At 42.8% G+C, this 24,550-nt stretch carries 6 protein-coding genes; all 6 read left to right on the forward strand.

What is annotated here, in order from left to right; translation table 11 throughout:
- Window positions 1-473 precede the first annotated feature (473 nt).
- Complete coding sequence (locus QUA56_RS30145; protein WP_333365714.1) at window positions 474-932, forward strand: RNA-guided endonuclease TnpB family protein; 459 nt, start codon at window positions 474-476, stop codon at window positions 930-932.
- Between the two features lie 49 nt (window positions 933-981).
- Window positions 982-1,383 carry a hypothetical protein gene (locus QUA56_RS30150; RefSeq protein WP_333365684.1) on the forward strand — a complete coding sequence of 134 codons (402 nt, stop codon included), beginning with the start codon at window positions 982-984 and terminating at the stop codon, window positions 1,381-1,383.
- Window positions 1,384-1,803: 420 nt separating this feature from the next.
- The gene (locus QUA56_RS30155) at window positions 1,804-2,970 is read left to right on the forward strand and encodes an RNA-guided endonuclease TnpB family protein (RefSeq protein WP_333365687.1); all 1,167 of its coding nucleotides are present in this window, start codon (window positions 1,804-1,806) and stop codon (window positions 2,968-2,970) included.
- Between the two features lie 211 nt (window positions 2,971-3,181).
- Window positions 3,182-5,200: an ATP-binding cassette domain-containing protein gene (locus QUA56_RS30160; RefSeq protein ID WP_333365690.1), complete on the forward strand. Its 2,019-nt coding sequence runs from the start codon at window positions 3,182-3,184 to the stop codon at window positions 5,198-5,200.
- Window positions 5,201-5,870: 670 nt separating this feature from the next.
- Window positions 5,871-14,663 (forward strand): amino acid adenylation domain-containing protein, encoded by an 8,793-nt coding sequence (locus tag QUA56_RS30170; protein WP_333365692.1) that lies wholly within the window; start codon window positions 5,871-5,873, stop codon window positions 14,661-14,663.
- 2 nt (window positions 14,664-14,665) lie between these two features.
- A complete protein-coding gene (locus tag QUA56_RS30175) occupies window positions 14,666-24,550 on the forward strand; it encodes an amino acid adenylation domain-containing protein (protein WP_333365695.1) in 9,885 nt (3,294 codons plus the stop codon).

Below are 24,550 nucleotides of genomic sequence, written 5' to 3' on the forward strand. Positions count from 1 at the left end.
TTAGTATTCAACCTCCTATAATTGAGCAAGTTTTCAACAATAAATGCTGAAAACCCTTATAATTCCGTTCTTTGAGCAGGCCATTAAAAAGTAATGAAAAACTGCTCTCATCCGCTCTGACAAAAGATTTCGCAATTCTTGGAGAGGTCTATTTTGCACCAGTTAGTTGGTGCAAAATGTAATATTTTTAATTTCTTTACAACAATACTCCGGACAGTTTTTGGAACGATACTACAAGCTTTACAGGCTAAGGATCGTGAAAAAGTCGAATTAAATGCCGCGTCAGGGGTGGACATGACTTTGATTTAATTATCCACAGGGGCTGCGAAGTCAAGCGAGGATAAGTCATTGGGCCATAGAAAAACTGTCCGAAGTATTGGTATAGCCTTTCTCAAAAAGATGAGGTACGCCAGATTCTATGAATATCAAGGTTTTCGAGTTTTGATATATACCTCATCTACCTGAGAAACGCTATAGATAAAAGCCAAATCATTGTTCTGGAGAATCTTCACGTCAAGGGAATGGTACGGAACCGCAAGCTATCAAATTCGATATCCGACGTGGGATGGGGAATGTTTGTTAACTTTCTAGACTACAAGTTGAAGCGTGAAGATGGTCAACTTATAGAAATAAGAAGATTCTTTCCCAGTTCCAAAACGTGTTCATGCTGTGGTCACGTCCTTGATGAGTTAACACTCGATATTCGTGAATGGGATTGTCCATCGTGTGGTACTCATCATGACCGTGATGGTAATGCAGCACTGAATATAAGGAATGAAGGAATTCGGATATTATCTATGAGGGGCGGAGGGAACCCCGTTCTTACTGAGCCGAGGCGGAGTAAGACCACCTACTCAAAAGGGAAAGGGGCATCTGTCAATGAAGCCAGAAGCCTACACTCACCGCTTGCGGGAGTGTCGGTAGTTCACTAATGACTCTCTTAGTCATTTTTTCACTTTATAAGGATTGTAGGTAAGTACAATGGATGAACTCGTCAAAAAAATTTCTGGTTTAGGCCTTCCTGGCATACTTTTCGTGATTGCAACGGCTACATCAGGGGGTAGTGTGGCTGCCGTTGTCGCTATGCTTTCATCGCTGGGCGGGCCTTTAGGCCTCCTAGGAGGTTTAGGCTTGCTTGGGCTCGTAGGTGTTCTAGGGGAATATATAGCGGGATTTGGAATTGAAAACGTTCTCAAGCTCATCTATACAGAACGTAGCAAAACTGAACTTGTCAGATTTCTTCTCAAAGAAATTCAAGAATTGCCCATTTCAGATGAGTTAAAACTCAAACTGAAACATCATATTAGCCCAGTAGTAGTTACTGAGCCTGACCAAGGCCCTTTTCCGAGAACAGTCGAAATTGATGACGAACCATTAACCTAGTACCGCAAGGCGGAAGTCAAAAGGAGCCAGTGCGTTGGGCGGCTCTGCCGACTTGTTCGCTCTTAGCGTTCCCGCAGGGTAGCAACTGGCGTTCAAAAGTCAAAAAGCTTAGAAGACAAGCTTTTGAACGATTTGAAATAGTTGCTTTATTTACGCCGTGCTCTACTAGTGCATTCGATTTGCCCCCCTAAGCCACGCCAGTTGCTACCCTACCTTAACGCTTACAGCGTAGCTGGTCTCCCTTAAAAAGGGAGGAAATTTAAAAATTCGCCGGGAATTCCCTATCCCCTTGTGGGTGGGGATGAGAGGCGAGTCAATCGGAGCGGTTCGATGCCGCGCCGATTGACTATTATCTATGCAATTTACCACGGATATTTTTTGTGCTAAAGTACAATTGTGCCACCACCCCAGTCAGGTACAATGAAGAACGTTGTTAAAGTCAGAATCTATCCATCTCAGGCGCAACAAGTACCTTTATCAAAGGCTTTTGACTGCGCTAGATGGTGGTGGAATTATGCTCTGAACCTGAACAACGAAACCTACAAGGTAACAGGCAAGGGGTTATCAAGACAGGGATACAACGACCGTCTACCTCAACTCAAAAAAGAGTTTCCCTGGTTAGCTGAGTGCTATTCTCAAGTGCTTCAGTCGGTGTCGTTAAATCTGTCACAGGCGTTCATCAATTTTTTTGAGGGACGGGCTAAATACCCCAATTTCAAAAGCAAGCATGGTAAGCAGTCGATTCAGTACCCGCAGCACGTTAAGTTGTTAGACGGAGAGATTAAGCAGCCTAAAATTGGTGAGGTGAAGGCAAGGATTCACCGCATTTTTGACGGTAAATTAAAAACCGTCACCGTCAGCATGAGCAAGGCTGGCAAGTATTATACCTCTTTGTTGTTTGATGATGGATTACCGGAGCCTGAGATCGGTAGTCAAGCTAAAGCTGTAGGTATTGATGTTGGCTTAACCCATTTTGCGATTACATCCGATGGTTCTAAATTTGACAACCCAAAGCCTCTTAAGAAACATCAACGCAACTTAAAACGGAAACAACAAAAGCTATCTCGTAAACAAAAAGGTTCAAAGCGTCGAGCCAAAACAAGACGACTTGTAGCTAGGGTGCATGAGCGCATTGCTAACACCCGTAAAGACTTCCAGCACAAACTCTCTCGCAAACTGGTGAACGAAAACCAAGTCATCGTCGTTGAAAATCTGGCAGTCAAGAACATGGTGAAAAACCACAACCTAGCAAAAGCGATTAGTGATTTTGGTTGGTCGGAATTCACCAGACAATTGAAATACAAGGCTGAATTTGATGGAAAGACCTATTTAGAAATCAATCGATTTTTCCCCTCAAGTAAGATTTATCATGTTTGCCTCAATCAAATTGATAGTCTGTCGCTAGATGTTCGCAGTTGGACTTGTCCTAGCTGCAAAACACATCACGACAGAGATGTGAACGTCGCGATCGATATTCGAGATGAGGGCTTACGAATATTAGCGTTGGGAACCAGCGCTACTGCCTTTCGTAGGCAATGTAAGCCTGCATCGGGAACGCAAGTCATCTGTGGAGGCTGTTGCTGTTGAGTTGAGAAGCCCCGTCCCCTTGTGGGCGGGGTAGTTCATTTAAAGTCCTCCTTAAAAAGGTGAATTTAGGGGGATCTACAAATCTCGAATACAACACCATAAAAGTTTTCAGCCATTCTCTAAAAAGAAAAATGGCCTCTGAGTCTAACTTGATTCTCAAAGGCCACTTTAAAATTCCTAGTGTAATTAGTAACGGCTACATTTTTAGAATATGCAAACTCCATCTGTGCCTGAGCAAAACACAACAAATCCTTTTTCAGCCTTGATTCAATTTTGGCAGGATGTGAAAGTAGTTGCTCAACCTTATTGGTATCCAACAAAAGCAGAAGGAAGAGCATTTTCAGATGTGATTCGCTCATGGGGAATGCTTATTCTCTTAGTATTATTAATAGTCGTAATTGTCGGTGCAAATACTGCAAATAGTTACTGGAATCGCTATGTAATTGATATCGTTATTGAACAAAGAGACCTTGATAAATATAATGGTACTTTATGGCTTTCCAGTCTCATTATTGTAGGGATGGTCTTGTTAGTGACTCTTTTGAGATATGTCAGAAAAAAAATAATTCTTGACTGGTACAAATGGCTAAATATTCATGTATTAGAAAAATATTTAAGCAATCAAGCTTATTATAAAATCAATTTCCAATCTGATATAGATAATCCAGATCAACGCTTATCCCAAGAAATAGAACCTATTACTAGCATTGGCTTGAGATTATCATCTTCTTTACTAGAAAAATCTTTAGAAATGGGAAGTTCTTTGATAATTCTCTGGCTAGTTTCTTCACAAATCGCAATTTATTTAGTTATTTATACAATTGTAGGTAATTTAATAGCTGTTTACTTGAATCAAGGAATAAATAAAGTTAACCAAGAAGAACTTGCATTTAAAGCAGATTTTGCCTATTGCTTAACTCATGTTCGTAACCACGCTGAATCAATCGCTTTTTTTCATGGAGAAGATGAAGAATTAAATATAATTCAGCGCCGATTTAATAATGTTTTAAAAACTGCTGAACGCAGGCTGAATTTAGAGAGGGGACAAGACGCTTTTGGCAGAGCATATCAGTCTGCCATTAGCGTATTCTCGATGTTCATTCTTACACCTTTATTTCTTCAGGATCAAATTGATTATGGACAAATTAACCAAGCTAGTTTTGCTTGCTTTATGTTTTCTAATGCTCTAGGAGAACTAATAGCGGAGTTTGGGAACTCAGGGCGATTTTCTGGCTATGTAAAGCGTTTAGCAGAGTTTTCGGATGCGCTACAGGCTGTTAGTAAACAACCAGAGAACGTTAGTACTATTAAAATTCTAGAAGAAGAACGGTTAGCTTTTGAGAATGTCACTTTACAAACGCCAAATTACGAACAGGTGATTGTTGAAAATTTGTCAGTTGCTGTCGAGCCAGGTGAAGGGTTATTGATTGTTGGCCCTAGTGGTAGGGGTAAAAGTTCCTTATTAAGAGCGATCGCTGGTTTGTGGAATGCGGGGACTGGCCGTCTAGTGCGTCCTCCCCTAAAAGAAGTATTATTCTTACCCCAACGGCCTTATATCATTTTAGGGACTTTGCGCGAACAGTTGCTCTATCCTCACACAGACAGGAAAATTAGCGATCGCCAACTTGAACACATTTTGCAACAAGTTAACCTGCAACACTTACTTACCCGCGTAGATGGCTTTGATACAGAAGTTCCTTGGGAAAATATATTGTCTTTAGGAGAACAACAACGCCTCGCTTTTGCGCGGCTATTAATTACACGTCCTAGTTTCACTATCTTAGATGAAGCAACGAGTGCTTTAGATTTAAATAACGAAGGTAATTTATATGAACAATTACAATCAACGAAAACAACTTTTATCAGCGTTGGTCATAGAGAAAGCTTATTTAATTATCATCAATGGGTGTTAGAGCTTTCACAAGAATCTAATTGGCAACTTGTTTCTATACAAGATTATCGATTGCAAAAAGGAATTGTTGTTAACCCATCACAAAAGGAGCAAGTTACGATAGATATTTACCCGAAAAATGAACTTAAAATAAAACTAGAATCAGCAGCAAGTGCCACAATTATAGGACTTTCTCATAAAGAGCTTCAGACATTAACAGACTATTCTCTTACTACGATCCGAACCAAGGCTAGTCAACAAAAGTCTGTTACTACTAAGGATGGTGTAACCTACCGCTATAACAAAAACCCGGAGGTATTAAAATGGGTAATAGATTAAGGCTATAAGGTTAAATTTATCTCAGATAGAGCCTAGGCACACGATAGCACCTTCGCTCACCTTCATAGAAGAAATTCTAGCTCATGGCTCTTTTGTCAAGTCCATTCGCTACAAAATTAGATGAGCTTACCCAGTTGCGTATACAACAGTCGCTTGCATTTATGCAAGGGTGTCTAGTTCGGAGAACAAATCCTATCTAGAAAGGCAAGCTGAGCGTTTAATCCAATATGCTGTAGCCTTTGGCTGTCCACCTGCCACACTGGACTAATTTCTGCTTCTCTAGGAAAATTAGCTTTAGTAGGGCTAACGCCTTGACAGAAAAGCAATTATCTAGTTTAATAGATAACTTATGATTCTTTTTGTCGGCCTATTGCTCTCAAATAAATCCGATTGAGTCGGAATGGCATCAACTCAAAACCCATAAACTGGTAGGATAGATGTTTGAAAACGACTTAGACCTTGCTTATGCCGTGATGAACGGTGTAGAAGCCAGAAATCAAGTTGAAGATCGGACTACAGAACGTTTCAAGTTCCAGTCGGCTAGTTCTTAATGTAGCGTTACATAGTTGAGTTTTTTCCTGTCCACCTACTTACAAATAAATTATGATTTTGCTTCCAAATTAGTAATCATTTTAATTCATAGTAAGATTAAAATAGGAAATAGAAGCTAATGCAGTTAGATAATTCTAGTCAAATTTTAGAAAATTTAAGTAACAAAAGTTTTACATACCGAGAAATAGAAGTTGCTATTCGATCGAGTTTAGCTGTAGATGATTGTGTAGTTATAAAGAGAGAAAGAGAAAAGCTAAAACAGGAATTAGTTGCGTATATAGTTCCATCAAGCTTATTTCTAGCCGAACAATTTTTGTCTCACCTGAAAACAATTCTGCCTAGCAAATTGATACCCACAGCACTGGTACCAGTCTCCACCATACCCCTAACGAATACAGGGCAGGTAGATGAAGCTGCTCTAGCCAGTTTAGAAATTATTGACTCTGACTTAATGGATCGGATAGAGGAGCAACTAAAGTCATTGTCAGAAATTGAACGTGTTGCGGTGGTTGTTGAACCTTTTATTAGAAGTATTCCTTCTGTCCACTTACAAGATTTGCTAGGTAACAATCAAGCGCTCGCTTCTGAAGATAGCCAGCAAAAGGTACAAGCAACTATACTTAGTCAGAAGATAGAAAACAAGAAGCTGTCTTCGTCAAAAAAGCTAGCTATTAGTCATGGGGAACCACTGCAATACCCCGAAGATGCTCCTAAAACTTTACAAGAATTACTACAACGAACTGCCCAACATTCAACTCAAGGTATCATCTACATTCAGTCTGATGGTAGTGACAAAGTTCAATCTTATGGAGAATTGTGGCAAGATGCTCAACGGATTTTAGCGGGATTCAGAAAGCTAGGACTAAAGCCCCAAGATCAAGTAATTTTTCAACTAGAAGACAACCAAGATTTTCTCTCTGCTTTTTGGGGTTGTGTGCTAGGGGGCTTTGTTCCAGTGCCAATATCCATTGCCCCGACATACGAACTAGCTAATACTATCGCCAGCAAACTTCAAAACACTTGGCAGATGCTGGGCAAACCCCTTGTACTAACCAACGCTTCTTTAGCTTCCAATATTGATGACTTCTCAAAGTTTCTGAATTTAGAAAACTTTCAAGTTGCAACTATTGAAAAGTTGCGTGAGTGCGAGGCGGATTTCAATTTGCATCAAAGTCAGCCAGAAGATTTAGCGATTTTGTTTTTGACTTCTGGCAGCACTGGTATACCCAAGTGTGTGATGCTAAATCATCGCAATTTATTGAGTATGACAGGTGGCTTAGTTTTGATGGGCAATTTTTCCACTCAGGAAAGCATTTTAAACTGGATGCCTCTGGATCATGTGGGTGCGCTAGTTTCCTTAAGCATTATGGCTGTTGACTTAGGTTGTCAGCAAATTCATGTACCCACTAACTTGATTGTGCAAAATCCGTTGTTGTGGCTAGATTTGATTGATAAACACCAAGCTACGATTAGTTGGGCACCTAATTTTGCCTTTTCGCTAATCTGCGAGGCCCTTGGCGACCTTTCCTACGGAATGCTGCGCGAACGGTATCGCACGATCGATATTCACCAAAAACATTGGGATTTATCGTCGATGCGTTTTATAATTAACGCTGGGGAACCCATTGTCACTAAGATAGCCAGGAGTTTTTTAAAGCTGCTTCGCCGTTATGGTTTACCAACGAATGCGATTCATCCAGCCTTTGGGATGAGCGAAACCTCTTCTGGTATTACTTACTCTGATAGCTTTTCTCTAGAAACTTCATCAGATGACGCTTTATTTGTAGAACTTGGACTTCCAATTGCTGGCGCTTCACTGCGGATTGTTGATGAAAACGAACAGATAGTTACAGAAGGTACGATTGGTCGTTTACAAGTCAAAGGTGCATCTGTCACTTCTGGTTACTATCAAAATATACAGGCAAACCAAGAAGTTTTTACCCCCGATGGTTGGTTTAATACCGGAGATTTAGGATTTCTATATCAAGGGCGTTTAACTATTACTGGACGGCAGAAAGATGTAATTATCATTAATGGACTCAACTACTACTGTCACGAAATCGAAGCTGCCGTTGAAGAAGTTAAAGGAGTAGAACTTTCTTATACAGCTGCCTGTGCAGTGAGAGAACCAGGAATCAATACTGATAAACTAGCTATCTTTTTCAATACTTCTCTCTCTGATGATGGTAATTTAGTAAATCTGCTTAAGGAAATTCGCACTTCTGTTGTCAATAAGGTGGGAATAAACCCAGATTATCTAATTCCAGTAAATCAAGAAATTATTCCTAAAACCGCTATTGGTAAAATCCAGCGATCGCAATTGAGTCAGCGCTTCCAAATAGGTGAATTTCACTCCCTTATTAAACGAATTGATATATTACTGCGTAACGCCAATACCATTCCCGACTGGTTTTACCGTCAAGTATGGCAGCCAAAAAATCCCATTACTTATAATTCTTCTTTAACTGTTATTAATTCCACTCTAGTATTTCTAGATTCATTCGGCTTAGGAGCATATTTATGTCAGAGATTATCAGAGCGTAATCTGCCATATATAATTGTTTCACCCGGAGAAGAATTTCGTAAAATTAATCGTTCAAGCTACGCGATAACTCCAGGACAATCCAAGGACTACGAACGATTACTCCAATCGTTGGTGGCAGACAACATAATCATCGGACAAATACTTCACCTATGGACTTATGACCGATATAGCGGCGAAGTCCAAACTTTGGATGCTCTCGAACAAGCACAAGAAAATGGAATATTTAGTCTATTGTTCCTGGTTCAAGCTTTAGCTAAAGTTCAAGGTTTTGACCACTCGGTGCAATTATCATTTATTTCTAGTCATATCCAGTTTATTTCCTCATCTGACCCAATAGCTTACGAGAAATCAGCAGTATTAGGGGTGCTGAAAACTATTCCTCAAGAATTACCTTGGTTGAACTGTCGCCACATTGATTTGCCTTTCACTGAAGTTGAAACAAATGGAGCTTATATATTGCAAGAGATGCAAGTTTCCTCTAAAGAACGAGAGGTAGCTTACAGGGACAGGCAGCGTTTAGTTCCTCGCCTAGAAAAAGTTGATTGGACTATAAAACCTAAATCCCCCGTCAGCTTCAAGCAAGGAGGAACTTATTTAATTACCGGAGGACTCGGTGGTATAGGTATTGAAATTGCGCGGTATTTGCTGAAATATCACCAAGCTCGGTTACTGTTGGTTGGCAAAACTCCTCTACCAGATAAAAGTAATTGGAAGGCTAATCAAGAGAAAACAGATACAATAGCACAACGCCTGAAAGCTTATCAGGAACTAGAACAGCTTGGAGGAGAGGTAATTTACGAAGCTATTGACATCTGTGACTTGAAACAATTGCAGATAATAGTTGAAAAAGCTCAATATCAATGGGGTAATAACCTAGATGGAATAATTCACTTAGCCGGAACTTTCCACGAACAACTTATACTTGAAGAAACTCAGGAAAACTTAGTAGCAATACTGCGTCCTAAGGTGTTGGGTACTTGGGCGTTGCACCAATTGGTGAAAGACAATAAGGGCAGTATTTTTATTAACTTTTCTTCAGCGCACGGTTTTTTTGGCAGCACTGCTGTCGGGGCTTATGCTGCTGCCAATAGTTTTCTCGATCACTTTTCTTATTACCAAAATTCCCAGAGTGAATTAGCAAGCTATTGTCTTGCTTGGAGTATGTGGGATGAGACAGGGATGAGTCAAGGATATCAGATGAAGAATTTGATCCGTGCCAAAGGTTTTTATGTAATGTCTTCTTCTCAAGCAATATCTTCAATGCTTGCCAGCTTACAACATCAGCAAACGCATCTATTGATAGGTTTGGATGGCAGCAACCAAAACATTCAACGTTGGCAGTCGTCAGCTTTTAATTTACAGAAGTTGACTGCTTATTTTACGGCCAGTAGTAACGAGGTTCAATTACCAGACTTGCCAGTGCAAGATTGCTTTGGAACTTCTTGCACCTGCAACTTAGTACCACTGCCCCAAATGCCTTGTCTCGAAAACGGCGAAATTGATCGCGCGAGCCTAATTAAAGGAATCAACATTCAGGAAATTATCGTTCCGCGCACTCCAATTGAGGAAAGGCTGGCACAAATTTGGGCGCAAGTCCTAAAAGTAGAGCAAGTTGGCATTCATGATAACTTCTTTGAACTAGGGGGACATTCCCTGCTAGCTACTCAAGTTATTTCCCGCTTACCAGAAGCTTTTGGGATTTCATTGCCCTTGCGATCGCTATTGGAGTCACCGACGATCGCACAGTTAAGTGAAGTTATCTTACGTGAACTTAAAACAGGTTCGAGTCTGATGCTTCCGGCAATTTTACCCGTTTCCACAAGACAAGACATACCTTTATCTTGGGCGCAAGAGCGCCTGTGGTTTCTTCATCACCTAGAAGGGGAAAGTGGTGCTTACACAATGCCTTTCGCCATGCGTTTGGTGGGGAATCTCAATATCAAAGCTTTGGAACAAGCGGTTGGGGAGATGGTGCGGCGGCATGAAGTTCTGCGAACTCGTTTTGAGATCAAGCATGACAAGCCAATACAGGTAATAGGCCCTGATATAGCCATAACATTACCAGTGATGGATCTACAAAATGTGGCAGACCCCTGGAAACAAGTAGAGCAACTAGCGATCGAAGAAGCCTACAAACCATTCGATCTAACTAAAGATCCGGTGTTGCGGGTCAAGATGTGGCAAGTTGCGACTGACGAGTATGTACTACTGATAGCCATTCACCATATTGCTGCTGATGGTTGGTCAATAGGCGTTTTGAACTGCGAATTGTCTGCCCATTATCGAGCTATTACCACGGGTAATGCGGTTGAATTACCAGAGTTATCTGTACAGTATGCCGACTTTACCTTATGGCAGCGCCAATGGCTGACAACTCAGGTACTTGAACCTCAGTTAACTTACTGGAAACAACAGTTAGCGGCAGCGCCACCTTTGTTAGAATTGCCTACAGACCGCCCCCGTCCAGCTATCCAGACTTTTCGAGGAGGAACAGAGCGATTTCAACTAGATGCCTTGCTCACCTCTCGGCTTAGACAACTGAGCCACAAGTCTGGAACGACTCTGTTTATGACACTGTTGACGGGATTTGTCGTGTTAATGTCTCGCTACAGTGGTCAAACGGATCTTGTAATTGGCTCCCCGATCGCAAATCGCAATCGTAAAGAAATTGAAGGGTTAATTGGCTTTTTTGTCAATACTCTGGCATTGAGATTCGATCTGTCCTCAGAACTGACCTTGAAAGCCTTGCTGGAGCAAGTGCGACAGGTGACTCAAAACGCTTACGATCATCAGGATTTACCCTTTGAGATGTTAGTTGAAGAGTTGCAACTGGAGCGCAACCTAGATCGCAACCCACTGGTGCAAGTGATGTTTGCCCTTCAGAATGCGCCAACCAACCCTTGGGATTTGCCTGGTTTAAGGGTCGATAAAATGCATTGGGGGCTTGAGGCGGTGCGGTTTGACCTAGAAGTTCACTTCTGGGAAGTTCCTGAAGGTCTTGAGGGCTTTTGCTGTTACAGCAGCGATTTATTTGATGCGGCGACGATCGCCCGGATGATGAAACATTTCCAAAATTTATTAACGGCGATCGTTACTAACTTAGAACAACCAGTCAGCCAATTACCTCTACTGACAGCACAAGAAAGGCAGCAATTGTTAGTAGAGTGGAACGCCACCCAAACGAATTATCCAGCAGGCCAATGTATCCATGATTTGTTTGCAGTCCAAGCCGAACAAACTCCTGATGCAGTCGCGGTGGTTTTTGGGCAACAAAAGCTCACTTATCAGGAGTTGAATGCACAGGCAAATCAACTAGCACATTATCTGCAAAAACTGGGCGTGAAACCAGGTGTTCTGGTGGGTATTTGTGTCGAACGTTCTGTATCTATGGTGATCGGGTTATTGGCAATTCTCAAGGCGGGTGCGGCGTATGTGCCTTTGGATACAGATTATCCTCAAGAGCGTTTAGCTTTCATCATAGAAGACACTCAGATATCGGTATTGTTGACAACACAGAAATTAACCGATGCAATTCCCAAACACCAAGCGCGTGTTGTCTGCTTTGATACTGATGCAGATGCGATCGCTCTCTTCAGCCAGCAAAACCCCATAGCAGAAGTAACACCCGATAATCTCGCTTATGTAATTTACACTTCAGGTTCCACAGGGAAACCCAAAGGAGTAGCTGTGACTCACCGAGCCGTGAATCGCTTGGTAATCAATACAAACTACATCAATATAGAACCCACAGATGTCATTGCCCAAGCTGCAAATTACGCCTTTGACGCAGCTACCTTTGAAATTTGGGGAGCGCTACTAAACGGAGCAAGGTTGGTAGGGGTGAGCAAAGATTTAGCTCTTTCGCCCAAAGATTTCGCCGCCTTTATGCGATCGCATAAAATCAGCGTATTATTCTTGACAACTGCCTTGTTCAATCAAATTGCTCAGGAAGTCCCCTATGCTTTCAATTCACTAAGACATCTCCTATTTGGAGGTGAAGCTGTCGATCCTAAATGGGTGAAAGAAGTACTGGAAAATGGTGCGCCACAGCGATTACTGCACGTTTATGGGCCAACAGAGAATACCACATTTAGTTCCTGGTATTTAGTGCAGGATGTCCCGGAAGACGCTACAACTATTCCCATCGGGCAGCCAATTTCCAACACACAAATCTATTTATTAGATCCTCAACTACAGCCTGTGGGCGTTGGTGTACCAGGAGAACTCTACATTGGGGGTGATGGTCTAGCAAAAGAATACCTCAATCAACCAGAGTTAACTGTCCAAAAATTTATTCCTAATCCTTTCTTAAGAGGCAGGGGAACAGAGGAGCCGGGGGGCAGAGGAGGAGACATTCTTCCTGATTCCCAATCCCCATTACCCCTTATCCGCAGAGGGGGCCCCACCTTCCCCAGTTCCCGCCTCTACAAAACTGGAGATAAGGCACGTTACCTGAGTGATGGGAATATTGAATTTCTCGGTCGGATCGATTATCAGGTGAAGATACGGGGTTTCCGTATCGAGTTGGGAGAAATTGAAACAGTTTTGAGTCAACACCCCTTGTTGCAAGAGAGTGTTGTGGTTGTAAGAGAAGACACCCCTGGCGATAAACGTCTGGTAGCATATTTAGTTCCTGCACTTCATCGTCAAACATTACCCCAGCAGGTTGCGCAATGGCAGAGTGAGTATGTTAATGATTGGCAAACGCTCTATGAACAACTCTACAGCCAAAATCAAACCTCCACAGATGACCTCACATTTAATATTGCTGGTTGGAACAGTAGTTATACCAGACAGCCAATTCCCGATCTGGAAATGCAGGAGTGGGTTGAGAGTACAGTCAGCCGGATTCAAGCTAACTTTCCTCAGCGCGTATTAGAAATTGGTTGTGGAACAGGTTTACTGCTATCTCGTCTGGCTAAGCACTCTCAACAGTATTGGGGAACCGATTATTCTATCGCCGCCATACAGCACGTTGAGCAGATATGCAGCACAGTTGAGGGTCTAGAAGATGTGCGCCTGCTGCACCAAATGGCAGATAACTTTGAAGGCATCCCGCAAGGAGAATTCGACACTGTTGTTTTGAACTCAATAGTGCAGTATTTCCCCAGCATTGAGTATCTGTTGCAGGTTTTAGAAGGAGCGATTGCCACAATTACTCAACAGGGTACGATTTTCGTGGGCGATGTCCGCAGCTTGCCATTACTGGAGCAATACCATGCAGCCGTGCAGTTGTCCCAAGCAGAGTCGGATAGAACTATTGAGCAATGGCAGCGAATGGTACACCAGAGTCTGGCCGCCGAGGAAGAATTGGTTATTGATCCGGGTTTCTTCATTGCCCTCCAGACACGTTTTCCCCAGATTGGTTGGGTAGAAATTCAGCCCAAACGTGGTTACGCGCAAAATGAGCTAACCCAATTCCGCTACGATGTTACCCTCCATGTCGGTACTAATGTTCAAGCAAATACCGTTGCTTGGTTAAATTGGCAACTAGACAAGCTCTCGTTTACAGAAATTCAAAATCAACTGCATAAAGAGCAGCCAGAACTGTTGGGAATTAGGCGCGTGCCGAATCAACGGGTACAGCAAGCACTACAGATTTGGCAGTGGTTGGAAAATCCCCCGGCTGTGGAAACAGTCAACCAACTGCGGCAGGTATTAGCACAACAGCCAATAGTTGGGATCAATCCAGAACAGTTTTACCAGTTGGGGCAGCAACTCGGTTACAGCGTCCACTTAAGTTGGTGGGAGAGTAGCCAGGATGGTTGTTATGATGTGTTGTTCTGCCGCAATAGTTCAACGCAGACATCTGATGCACAAGCAGCGATCGCTTTTTGGGATACTTCAGCCGTCATTACCAAACCCTGGACTGACTACACTAACAATCCTCTATCCGGCAAGTTAGTTCAAAAGCTAGTGCCACAGGTGCGTGAATATATCCAACAGAAGCTACCCGATTACATGGTGCCGCAAGCTTTTGTTGTTCTCAATGACCTGCCTTTAACCCCCAATGGCAAGGTGGATCGTCGCGCTCTGCCAACGCCTGATACAGCCACGAGAAATCTTTCCACTGGCTTCGTTTTACCGCGATCGCCTATTGAAGCTCAAATCGCTCAAATCTGGAGTAAAATCTTAGGAGTTGAAGGCATTGGCGTTAAGGATAACTTCTTTGAACTAGGGGGTCATTCGCTACTCGCTACCCAAGTCCTGTCAGAGATTAACTCAGCTTTCGGACTCGATCTATCTATACAGATGATGTTTGAGTCTCCCACAGTAGCTGGGATAGCAGGCTACATAGAAGTAGTGGATTTGGTAACACAGAATTTATCAGTTAAAGAAGTCAGTAGCGAAGTAGTGGAGTTTTGAGCATGACTAACAGCATTGTTGAATTTGTTCGTCACCTGACAAACTTAAGTATAGAACTAGAGGTAGATGGCGTTAGCGGAGCGGCTCCGGAGGAGCTTCGCTTGCGCTGTCATGCACCTGAAGGGGCGTTAACTCCTACGCTACGTCAAGAAATAGCTGCACGTAAAACAGAAATCATACTGTTTTTACAACAAGCAAAGCAGGTCAAAACATCTCATCAATTGCCCATTCAAAGAGTGTCACGGCATGGTGAGTTACCACTGTCTTTTGCTCAACAGCGACTCTGGTTTCTGCACCATTTATCACCAGACAGTCGGTCTTATAATTTGCTGGATGCTCAAATACTATATGGGTCGTTGAATATAGTTGCACTAGAGCAGAGCCTTAGTGAACTCATTCGCCGCCATGAGGTTTTAAGAACTACTTTCCCTACTGTAGATGGGCAACCTGTACAAGTGATTGCTCCGCCCACTGCCTTAACTTTGCCAATCCATAACTTGCAGGGGTTGTCAGCGCAACAGCAGACTGAGCAAATTCGAGAAATGGCCAAGTCTCTTGCCTCTCAGCCTTTCGATCTAGCTGTTGGCCCCTTAGTACAATTCACTCTACTCCAACTGAGTAACCAGGAGTATGTACTGCTGTTGAAGATGCACCACATCATCTACGATGGTTGGTCTTTGAACATCTTTAAACGTGAGTTATCTCAGTTATATGGAGCTTTCGCTCAAGGGTTGCCCAACCCACTACCGGAATTATCCATCCAGTATGCTGACTTTGCAGTTTGGCAACGCCAATGGCTGACTGGTGAAGTCCTGGAACGCCAACTGAATTACTGGCAGCAACAATTAACTGATGCCTCTGTTGTATTAGAACTGCCAACTGATAAACCACGCCCTCCAGTTCAGACCTTCCGGGGTGGAGTTGAGCATTTTCAACTCGATCGCAACCTTACACAACGCCTCAAGCAGTTGAGCCAAAAGTCAGAAGCAACATTGTTTATGACTCTACTGGCAGCTTTTTTGGTCTTAATTTCTCGTTACAGTGGTCAGTTAGATATTATTGTTGGCTCTCCCATCGCTAACCGCAACAACAAGAGCGTTGAGCAGCTAATAGGTTTTTTTGCTAATACCATACCATTAAGGGGCGATCTCTCTGGCAATCCCAGCTTTGCTGACTTTTTAGCGCAAGTGAGGCAAACCACATTATCAGCTTATGCCCATCAAGACTTGCCCTTTGAGATGTTGGTGGAAAAGCTACAACCAGAACGAGATTTAAGCCGTAATCCCCTGGTACAAGTGCTATTTTCCCTCCAGAATGACTCACTGTCTTTTTTGGATTTGCCAGGTTTAACCACCCAGAAAATGTCCTTACCACTTGATGAAATGGTCAGGTTTGACCTTGAAGTCAACTACTGGGAAGTTTCCGGAGGTTTAGAAGGGGTATGGTCTTACGGTGCAGATTTATTTGATGCGGCAACCATTGCCCGCATAGCCCAAAACTTTCAAACTTTATTACAAGCAATTGTTGCCAATCCCAAAGCGCGAGTTGCAGAATTACCACTTTTGACCACAGCAGAACGTCATCAATTGTTAGTGGAATGGAACAACACTCAAGTAGACTATTCCCAGGATAAGTGTATCCATCAGTTATTTGAGACGCAGGTTGAACGTACTCCCAATGCTGTCGCAGTTGTGTTTGACAATGAACAACTAACTTACCAGCAGTTGAACACTCGTGCTAATCAATTGGCTCATCACTTGCGATCGCTAGGTGTAGGAGCCGATGTACTGGTTGGGTTGTGCGTGGAACGCTCAATAGACATGATTGTGGGACTGTTGGGAATTTTCAAGGCGGGTGGGGCTTATGTGCCACTTGACCCAGACTATCCCACTGGTCGGTTGAGCTTTATGCTAGAAGATGCTCAAGTAGGGGTGCTATTAACCCAACGGCAATTAGTAGAGTCTCTACCCAAACATCAAGCGCCTGTTGTCTGCTTAGACACGGATTGGGAAAACATAGCTCAAAACAGCCAATCAAACCTGGAAAACACCGCCACACCCGATAAGCAGGCTTATGTCATTTACACTTCAGGTTCTACAGGTAAACCCAAAGGCGTTTTAGTCAATCACAGTAATGTAACTCGTCTATTTGCAGCAACAGACGCTTGGTATAAATTCAACCAAGATGATGTGTGGACAATGTTCCACTCTTATGCTTTCGATTTCTCCGTTTGGGAAATTTGGGGTGCATTGCTGTATGGTGGAAAACTGGTAGTAGTACCGTATTTAGTTACGCGATCGCCTGAATCTTTCTACCAGTTATTGTGTCAAGAAAAAGTTACAGTTCTCAACCAAACCCCTTCAGCCTTCCGCCAGTTAATTCAAGCCGAACAGGCGATCACAACTGCTGACGAGTTAAACTTACGCTTAGTAATTTTTGGTGGGGAAGCCTTAGAACTTAAGAGTTTACAGCCGTGGTTTGAGCGACATGGCGACCAGCAGCCCCAATTAGTGAATATGTACGGAATTACAGAAACCACTGTACACGTTACCTATCGCCCCTTGAGCAAAGCCGATTTGCATGGCACAGCAAGTGCAATTGGTCGTCCGATACCCGACTTACAAGTGTATGTGCTGGATCAACATAAACAGCCAGTACCGATTGGTGTTCCAGGCGAAATGTACGTTGGTGGTGCTGGGGTAGGGCGTGGTTATCTCAATCGTCCCGAATTGACCCAACAACGGTTTATCTCTCATCCTTTTAGCAACAACCGCCAAGCGCGACTATATAAAACAGGGGATAAAGCGCGTTATTTGCCCAATGGCGAGTTAGAGTATTTAGGACGCATTGATAATCAAGTAAAAATTCGGGGCTTCCGCATTGAGTTAGGAGAAATTGAGGCATTACTAGCTTCTCACCCAGATGTGTGGGAAAACGTGGTCGTAGTACGAGAAGATGAACAGGGCGACAAACGTTTAGTTGCTTATATAGTGCCCCAGGTAGAAAAATCTCCCACAGCCCAAGAACTGCGTCAGTTTCTCAAGGCAAAGCTCGCAGAGTACATGGTTCCAAGTGCTTTGGTGCTGCTGGAATCCTTACCCCTGACTCCCAACGGCAAAGTAGACCACCGCGCCCTACCAAAACCCGAATTAGACAGTAAACTTTTAGAAAAATATATTGCCCCGCGCACTCCCATTGAGGAGATGCTGGCACAAATTTGGGCGCAAGTCCTGAGAGTGAAACCAGTAGGCATACATGATAACTTCTTTGAACTGGGAGGACACTCACTACTAGCAACGCAATTGCTTTCACGCATCCGCAATATTTTCAAAGTAGAACTACCATTGCGTAGCCTGTTTGCCGCAGCCACAGTTGCCGAATTCGCGCAAGAGATTCAGCAGTTACAGCAACAAGACTTAGAACTCTCTGCCCCAGCCATCTTAAGGAGAGCAAGTGATACTCAATTACCACTGTCATTTGCTCAACAGCGTTTGTGGTTTTTAGACCAGTTACAACCAAATAGTTCCTTCTACAACATACCCATAGCTTTGCGCCTAGTCGGAACTCTTTCAGTTGCAGCGCTACAACAAAGTTTACAAGAAATTATTTATCGTCACGAAGCGTTACGCACCAACTTTATTACAGCTGATGGACAACCAACTCAAATCATTCATAAACAGACGGATTGGAAAGTCTGCGTTGTTGAGTTGCAACATCTACCAAGCAGTGAACAAGAAATCGCCACACAGCAATTAGCGAAACAGCAAGCTATTCAATCATTTGATTTGGCAAACGGAGCATTGGTCAGGGCGACATTATTAGTGCTGTCGGAGACAGAACACGTTTTATTACTGTCTATGCACCACATTGTCTCTGATGGTTGGTCAATGGGTGTGTTTATCCAAGAACTAGGAGCACTGTACAATGCTTATTCTCAAGGCCAACCGTCTCCTTTAGCACCACTGCCGATTCAGTACGCAGATTTTGCCATTTGGCAAAGACAGTGGTTGCAAGGGAATGTATTGCAAAGTCAATTGAGTTACTGGCAACAACAATTGGCTTCAGCACCAGCTTTGTTGTCCCTACCCACAGACCGACCCAGACCGGCTGTACAGACTGACAACGGAGCATATCAAGAGTTTGTACTCTCAGTTGACTTAACTGATAGTTTGGTAAAACTGAGTCAGGAGAAAGGTTGTACCCTCTTTATGACGCTGTTGGCAGCATTCGATATCCTGCTTTATCGCTACACAGGACAAGAAGATATTTTGGTGGGGTCTCCTATTGCTAACCGCGATCGCAGTGAAATAGAAGGGTTAATCGGCTTTTTTGTCAATACCCTAGTCCTGCGTACAGATTTGGCAGGTAATCCCAGTTTTTGCGAATTACTGAGTCGCGTTCGGAAAGTAGCGTTGTCCGCGTATGCTCATCAGAACTTGCCTTTTGAAATGCTGGTAGAAGCATTGCAGCCAAAACGGGATCTCAGCTATACACCACTATTCCAGGTGATGTTTGCCCTCCAAAATGCGTCCACATCTGAGGTAGAGTTGACTGGGCTGACTGTTACTCGATTGTTAGCAGAAGGCGCAACAGCCAGGTTTGATTTAAGTTTATTAATGCAGAACACTGCTACTGGGTTGGTGGGTTTTTGGGAGTACAACACTGACTTGTTTGATGCTAGTACCATTGAGCGAATGACTGGTCATTTTCTGACATTACTTGAAGGTATTATTGCTAATCCCGAACAGCAAATCTCACAAGTGTCACTGTTGACAGCAGTTGAACAACAGCAGTTATTAGTGGAATGGAATGATACTCAAGTAGATTATCCTTCTGATAAGTGTATTAATCAGTTGTTTGAGGAGCAAGTTCAGCGTACACCCGATGCTATAGCAGTGGTTTTTGAAGATCAACAACTTACTTACCAGCAGTTGAATTGTCGCGCCAACCAGTTGTCGCACTACCTCAAGTCTTTGGGAGTAGGAGCAGATGTGCTAGTAGGTATTTGTGTAGAACGCTCAATAGAAATGGTCGTGGGACTATTAGGGATTCTCAAGGTGGGTGGGGCTTATGTGCCACTTGATCCAAACTATCCTCAAGAGCGTTTGGCTTTCATGTTAGAAGATGCTCAAATTTCAGTATTGCTCACCCAGCAGTCACTTGTTGACAGACTACCTGAGCATCACGCAGAACTTGTCTGCTTAGATACTGATGCTCGACTGTTTTCTCAATCCAGTCAGGAAAATCTTATCTCTGGCATACAAGTTAATAACTTAGCTTATGTAATTTATACCTCTGGTTCTACTGGTAAACCTAAAGGCGTAGCGCTTAATCAGCTTGGTCTTTGCAATCTCATTCTGTGGCAACTTCAAAATAATACAACTTCTACTGGAGCAAAAACCCTGCAATTTGCCCCTATCAGCTTTGATGTCTCCTTCCAAGAAATATTCACTACCTGGTTTTCGGGAGGCACATTGTTCTTAATTACAGAGGAACTACGCCGAGAGCCAGTAGGTTTATTAGGTTTCCTCGAAGAAAAAGCTATTGAGAGACTGTTTGTTCCCTTTGTTGCCTTACAGCAACTAGCTGAAGTCGCTGTTGATACTAAGTTAGTTAATAGTCATCTGAGAGAAATTATTACTGGTGGGGAACAATTGCAGATTACTCCGGCTATATCTCAATGGTTCAGCAAACTAGGTAATTGTATTCTGCACAATCATTATGGACCATCAGAAACTCATGCAGCCACTACTTTTACACTGACTAATTCAGTGGACACTTGGCCGTTACTTCCTCCGATTGGACAGCCAATTGCCAATGCAAAAATTTATATTTTAGATAAATATTTACAGCCTGTACCTATTGGTGTGCCAGGAGAGTTGTACATTGGTGGTGTCTGTTTGGCACGAGGCTACCTCAACCGTCCAGAGTTAACACAAGAAAAATTTATTTCCAATCCGTTTGAGAAGCTAGGAGAGAGTAAATTATATAAAACAGGTGACTTAGCCCGTTATCTGCCAGATGGCAACATCGAATACTTAGGACGCATCGACAACCAAGTAAAAATACGCGGTTTCCGAATTGAGTTAGGAGAAGTAGAAGCAGCATTAAGCCAACATAGCGATGTGCAAGCCTCTTGTGTCATCCCCCGGGAAGATACCCCTGGTGATAAACGCTTAGTTGCCTACTTGGTAGCAAATCAGGACTGTACACCTACAATTAGCGAACTGCGGCAATTTCTCAAAGCAAAGCTGCCAGAGTACATGATACCCAATGCTTTTGTGATGTTAGAATCCTTGCCACTAACTCCTAGCGGTAAGGTAGACCGCCGCAGTTTACCCGTACCAGATTTACACAGCGAAATCACAGATAAATATGTAGCTCCACGTACACCGATTGAAGAACTGTTAGCACACATTTGGGCGCAAGTGCTGAAAGTAGAGCAAGTCGGTATTCATGATAACTTTTTTGAACTTGGAGGACACTCTCTACTGGCAACGCAACTAGTTTCACGCATCCGCAACATTTTCAAAGTGGAACTACCATTGCGTGAGTTGTTTGCCACAGCAACACTAGGTGAATTGGCACTCGTCATTGAGCAGTTACAGCAACAGAATTTACAACTATCTGCACCACCCATTCTACCAAGAGCCAAGAATACAGACTTACCACTATCATTTGCTCAGCAGCGTTTGTGGTTTTTAGACCAGTTACAGCCTCTCAGCGCCTTTTACAACATACCTGTAGCTTTGCGTCTAGTTGGAACTCTTAATGTTGCAGCGCTACAACAAAGCCTACAAGAAATTATTCATCGCCACGAAGCGTTACGCACCAACTTCGTCACTGTTGATGGACAACCAACTCAAGTTATCCAAACACAAGGGAATTGGAAAGTATCAATTGTTGACTTCAAGTATTTATCCACAACTGAACAAGAAATTGCAACACAGCAATTAGCACAACAACAAGCTATTCAACCTTTTAACCTGGCAACTGAACCATTAATTAGGGCGACATTAATCGTACTGTCCGAGACAGAACACGCCTTATTAGTGGGTATGCACCACATTGTCTTTGATGGCTGGTCAGTGGGTGTGTTTGTTGAAGAACTAGCAGTGCTGTACAATGCTTACTCTCAAAATCAACCGTCACCGTTAGCACCACTGCCGATTCAGTACGCAGATTTCGCAATTTGGCAGCGAAACTGGTTGCAAGGAGATGTTTTACAAAGCCAACTGAGTTACTGGCAACAACAACTGGCAAACGCACCAGCTTTATTGTCCCTACCCACAGACCGACCTAGACCATCTGTGCAGACTTTTGCCGGAGCATATCAACAGTTTGCACTACCAACTGAGTTAACCGATAAATTGGTAAAACTCAGTCAGGAGCAAAATTGTACCCTCTTTATGACGCTGTTTGCAGCTTATGATACGCTGCTTTACCGCTATACAGGTGCGGTAGATATTTTGGTAGGGTCTCCCATTGCTAACCGCGATCGCTCTGAAATAGAAGGGTTAATCGGCTTTTTTGTCAATACCCTTGTCATGCGTACTAACTTGGCAGGCAATCCCAGTTTTAGCGAATTACTGAGTCGCGTTCGGGAAGTAGCGTTGTCCGCGTATGCTCATCAGAACTTGCCTTTTGAAATGCTGGTAGAAGCATTACAGCCAGAACGAGACCTCAGCCATACACCGCTGTTTCAGGTTATGTTTACCCTCCAAAATGCGTTCCCATCTGAGGTAGAGTTGGCTGGGTTGACGGTCACTCCATTGATAACAGAAGGCGCAACGGCAAAGTTTGATTTAAGTTTATTAATGCAGAACACGGCCACTGGGCTGGTGGGTTTTTGGGAGTACAACATTGACTTGTTTGATGCTAGTACCATTGAGCGAATGACTGGTCATTTTCTGACATTACTTGAAGGTATTATTACTAACCCAGAGGAAACAATTTCTCAATTGCCTCTATTGACAGCAATTGAGCAACAGCAGTTACTTGTTGAGTGGAACAATACTCAAGCAGACTATCCCCAAAATAAATGTATCCATCAGCTTTTTGAGGAGCAGGTTGAGCTTACTCCTGATGCTGTAGCTGTAGTTTTTGGCAATCAACAACTGACTTACCACCAATTAAATTGTCGTGCTAACCAATTAGCTCATTACTTGCGCTCATTAGGTGTAACACTGGATGTACTGGTGGGTCTTTGTGTAGAACGTTCTTTAGATATGGTGGTGGGACTGTTAGGGGTTCTCAAAGCAGGTGGTGCATATCTGCCGCTTGACCCAGAGTATCCAATTGAACGCTTGAATTTCATGTTAGAAGATGCTCAAGTTTCGGTACTATTAACTCAACAGCATCTAATTGAAAGGTTGCCTAAACATCAAGCCACACTTGTCTGTTTAGATGAAACCTGGTCGCAAATTGCCCAAAATAATCAAGAGAACCCCAGCAGTGGAGTAAAAGCCTTTCATTTAGCTAATTTGATATACACCTCTGGCTCAACAGGTAGACCTAAAGGTGTCATGGTTGAGCATAAGGGACTGTGCAACTTAGCTCAAGCCCAAATTCAAACTTTTGGCTTGACTTCGGATAGTCGCGTTCTCCAGTTTGCTTCCTTCAGTTTTGATGCTTCTATCTGGGAAATCGTAATGGCTTTTGGCTCAGGTGGAACGCTTTATTTGGGAACAAAAAACTCTCTATTGCCAGGAAAGCCGTTAATTGAGCAACTAAAAAATTATGGCATTACCCATATCACCCTACCACCATCGGCATTAGCAGTTATGCCTGGGTCAGAACTGCCGACACTGCGAACAATTATTGTCGCTGGAGAAGCTTGTTCTGGTGAATTAATTAAGCAATGGTCTGTTGGCAAAAACTTCTTCAATGCTTACGGGCCGACAGAAGCTACTGTCTGTGCCACGATTGCCAAATGCACTAATGATGAGAAAGTAAATATTGGTAAGGCGATAGCCAATACACAGGTTTACATTTTAGATGAAAATTTACAGCCTGTACCTGTGGGTATATCAGGAGAATTACATATTGGTGGTGTGGGGTTAGCAAGAGGCTACTTCAACCGTCCAGAACTGACTAGGGAAAAATTTATCAACAACCCGTTTGGTTCTGGTCATCTCTATAAAACTGGGGATTTGGCACGTTATTTATCAGACGGTAATATCGAATACTTAGGACGCATTGATCATCAAGTAAAAATTCGGGGTTTCCGCATCGAGTTGGGAGAAATCGAAGCATTACTCAGCCAACATGATGATGTGCAGCTATGTTGTATTATTGTTCGCGAAGACACTCCAAGTAACGAGCGTCTAGTCGCCTACGTAGTGCCACAAAAAGATGTAACACTCACAACAGACGAGCTGCGCCAGTTTCTTACCGGTAAACTGCCTGGGTTTATGGTGCCAGCCGCTTTTGTGATATTAGAATCCTTACCCCTAACACCCAACGGCAAAGTAGACCGTCACGCTTTGCCTGTTCCAGATTTACAACAGGAACTTTCAGATTATGTAATACCAAATACAGAAGTAGAAAGAATCCTTGCTGACATTTGGCAAAAAGCATTGGCAATAGAAAAAGTGGGGATTTACAATAATTTTTTCGATCTAGGAGGTAATTCATTACTAGTAGTAAAAATTAATCAACAATTACAAGAAGAACTTGGTTTAGAAGTGTCAATAGTGGATATGTTTAATTACCAAACTATATCTAGTTTGAGCCAATACTTAAATATTAAGTTTTATCAAAAAAACACAATAATTAAACAAAAGACTTCTCGCACTCTATGTCATAATAATGAAGTTAAAGCTTTAAAAAACAAGCAACTCCAATCCAGGCAACAATATCGCTCTCAAAAAAAAGGTAAAAAATGA

It is taken from the genome of Microcoleus sp. N3A4, assembly GCF_036701805.1.
Classification (GTDB): Bacteria; Cyanobacteriota; Cyanobacteriia; order Cyanobacteriales; family Microcoleaceae; genus Microcoleus.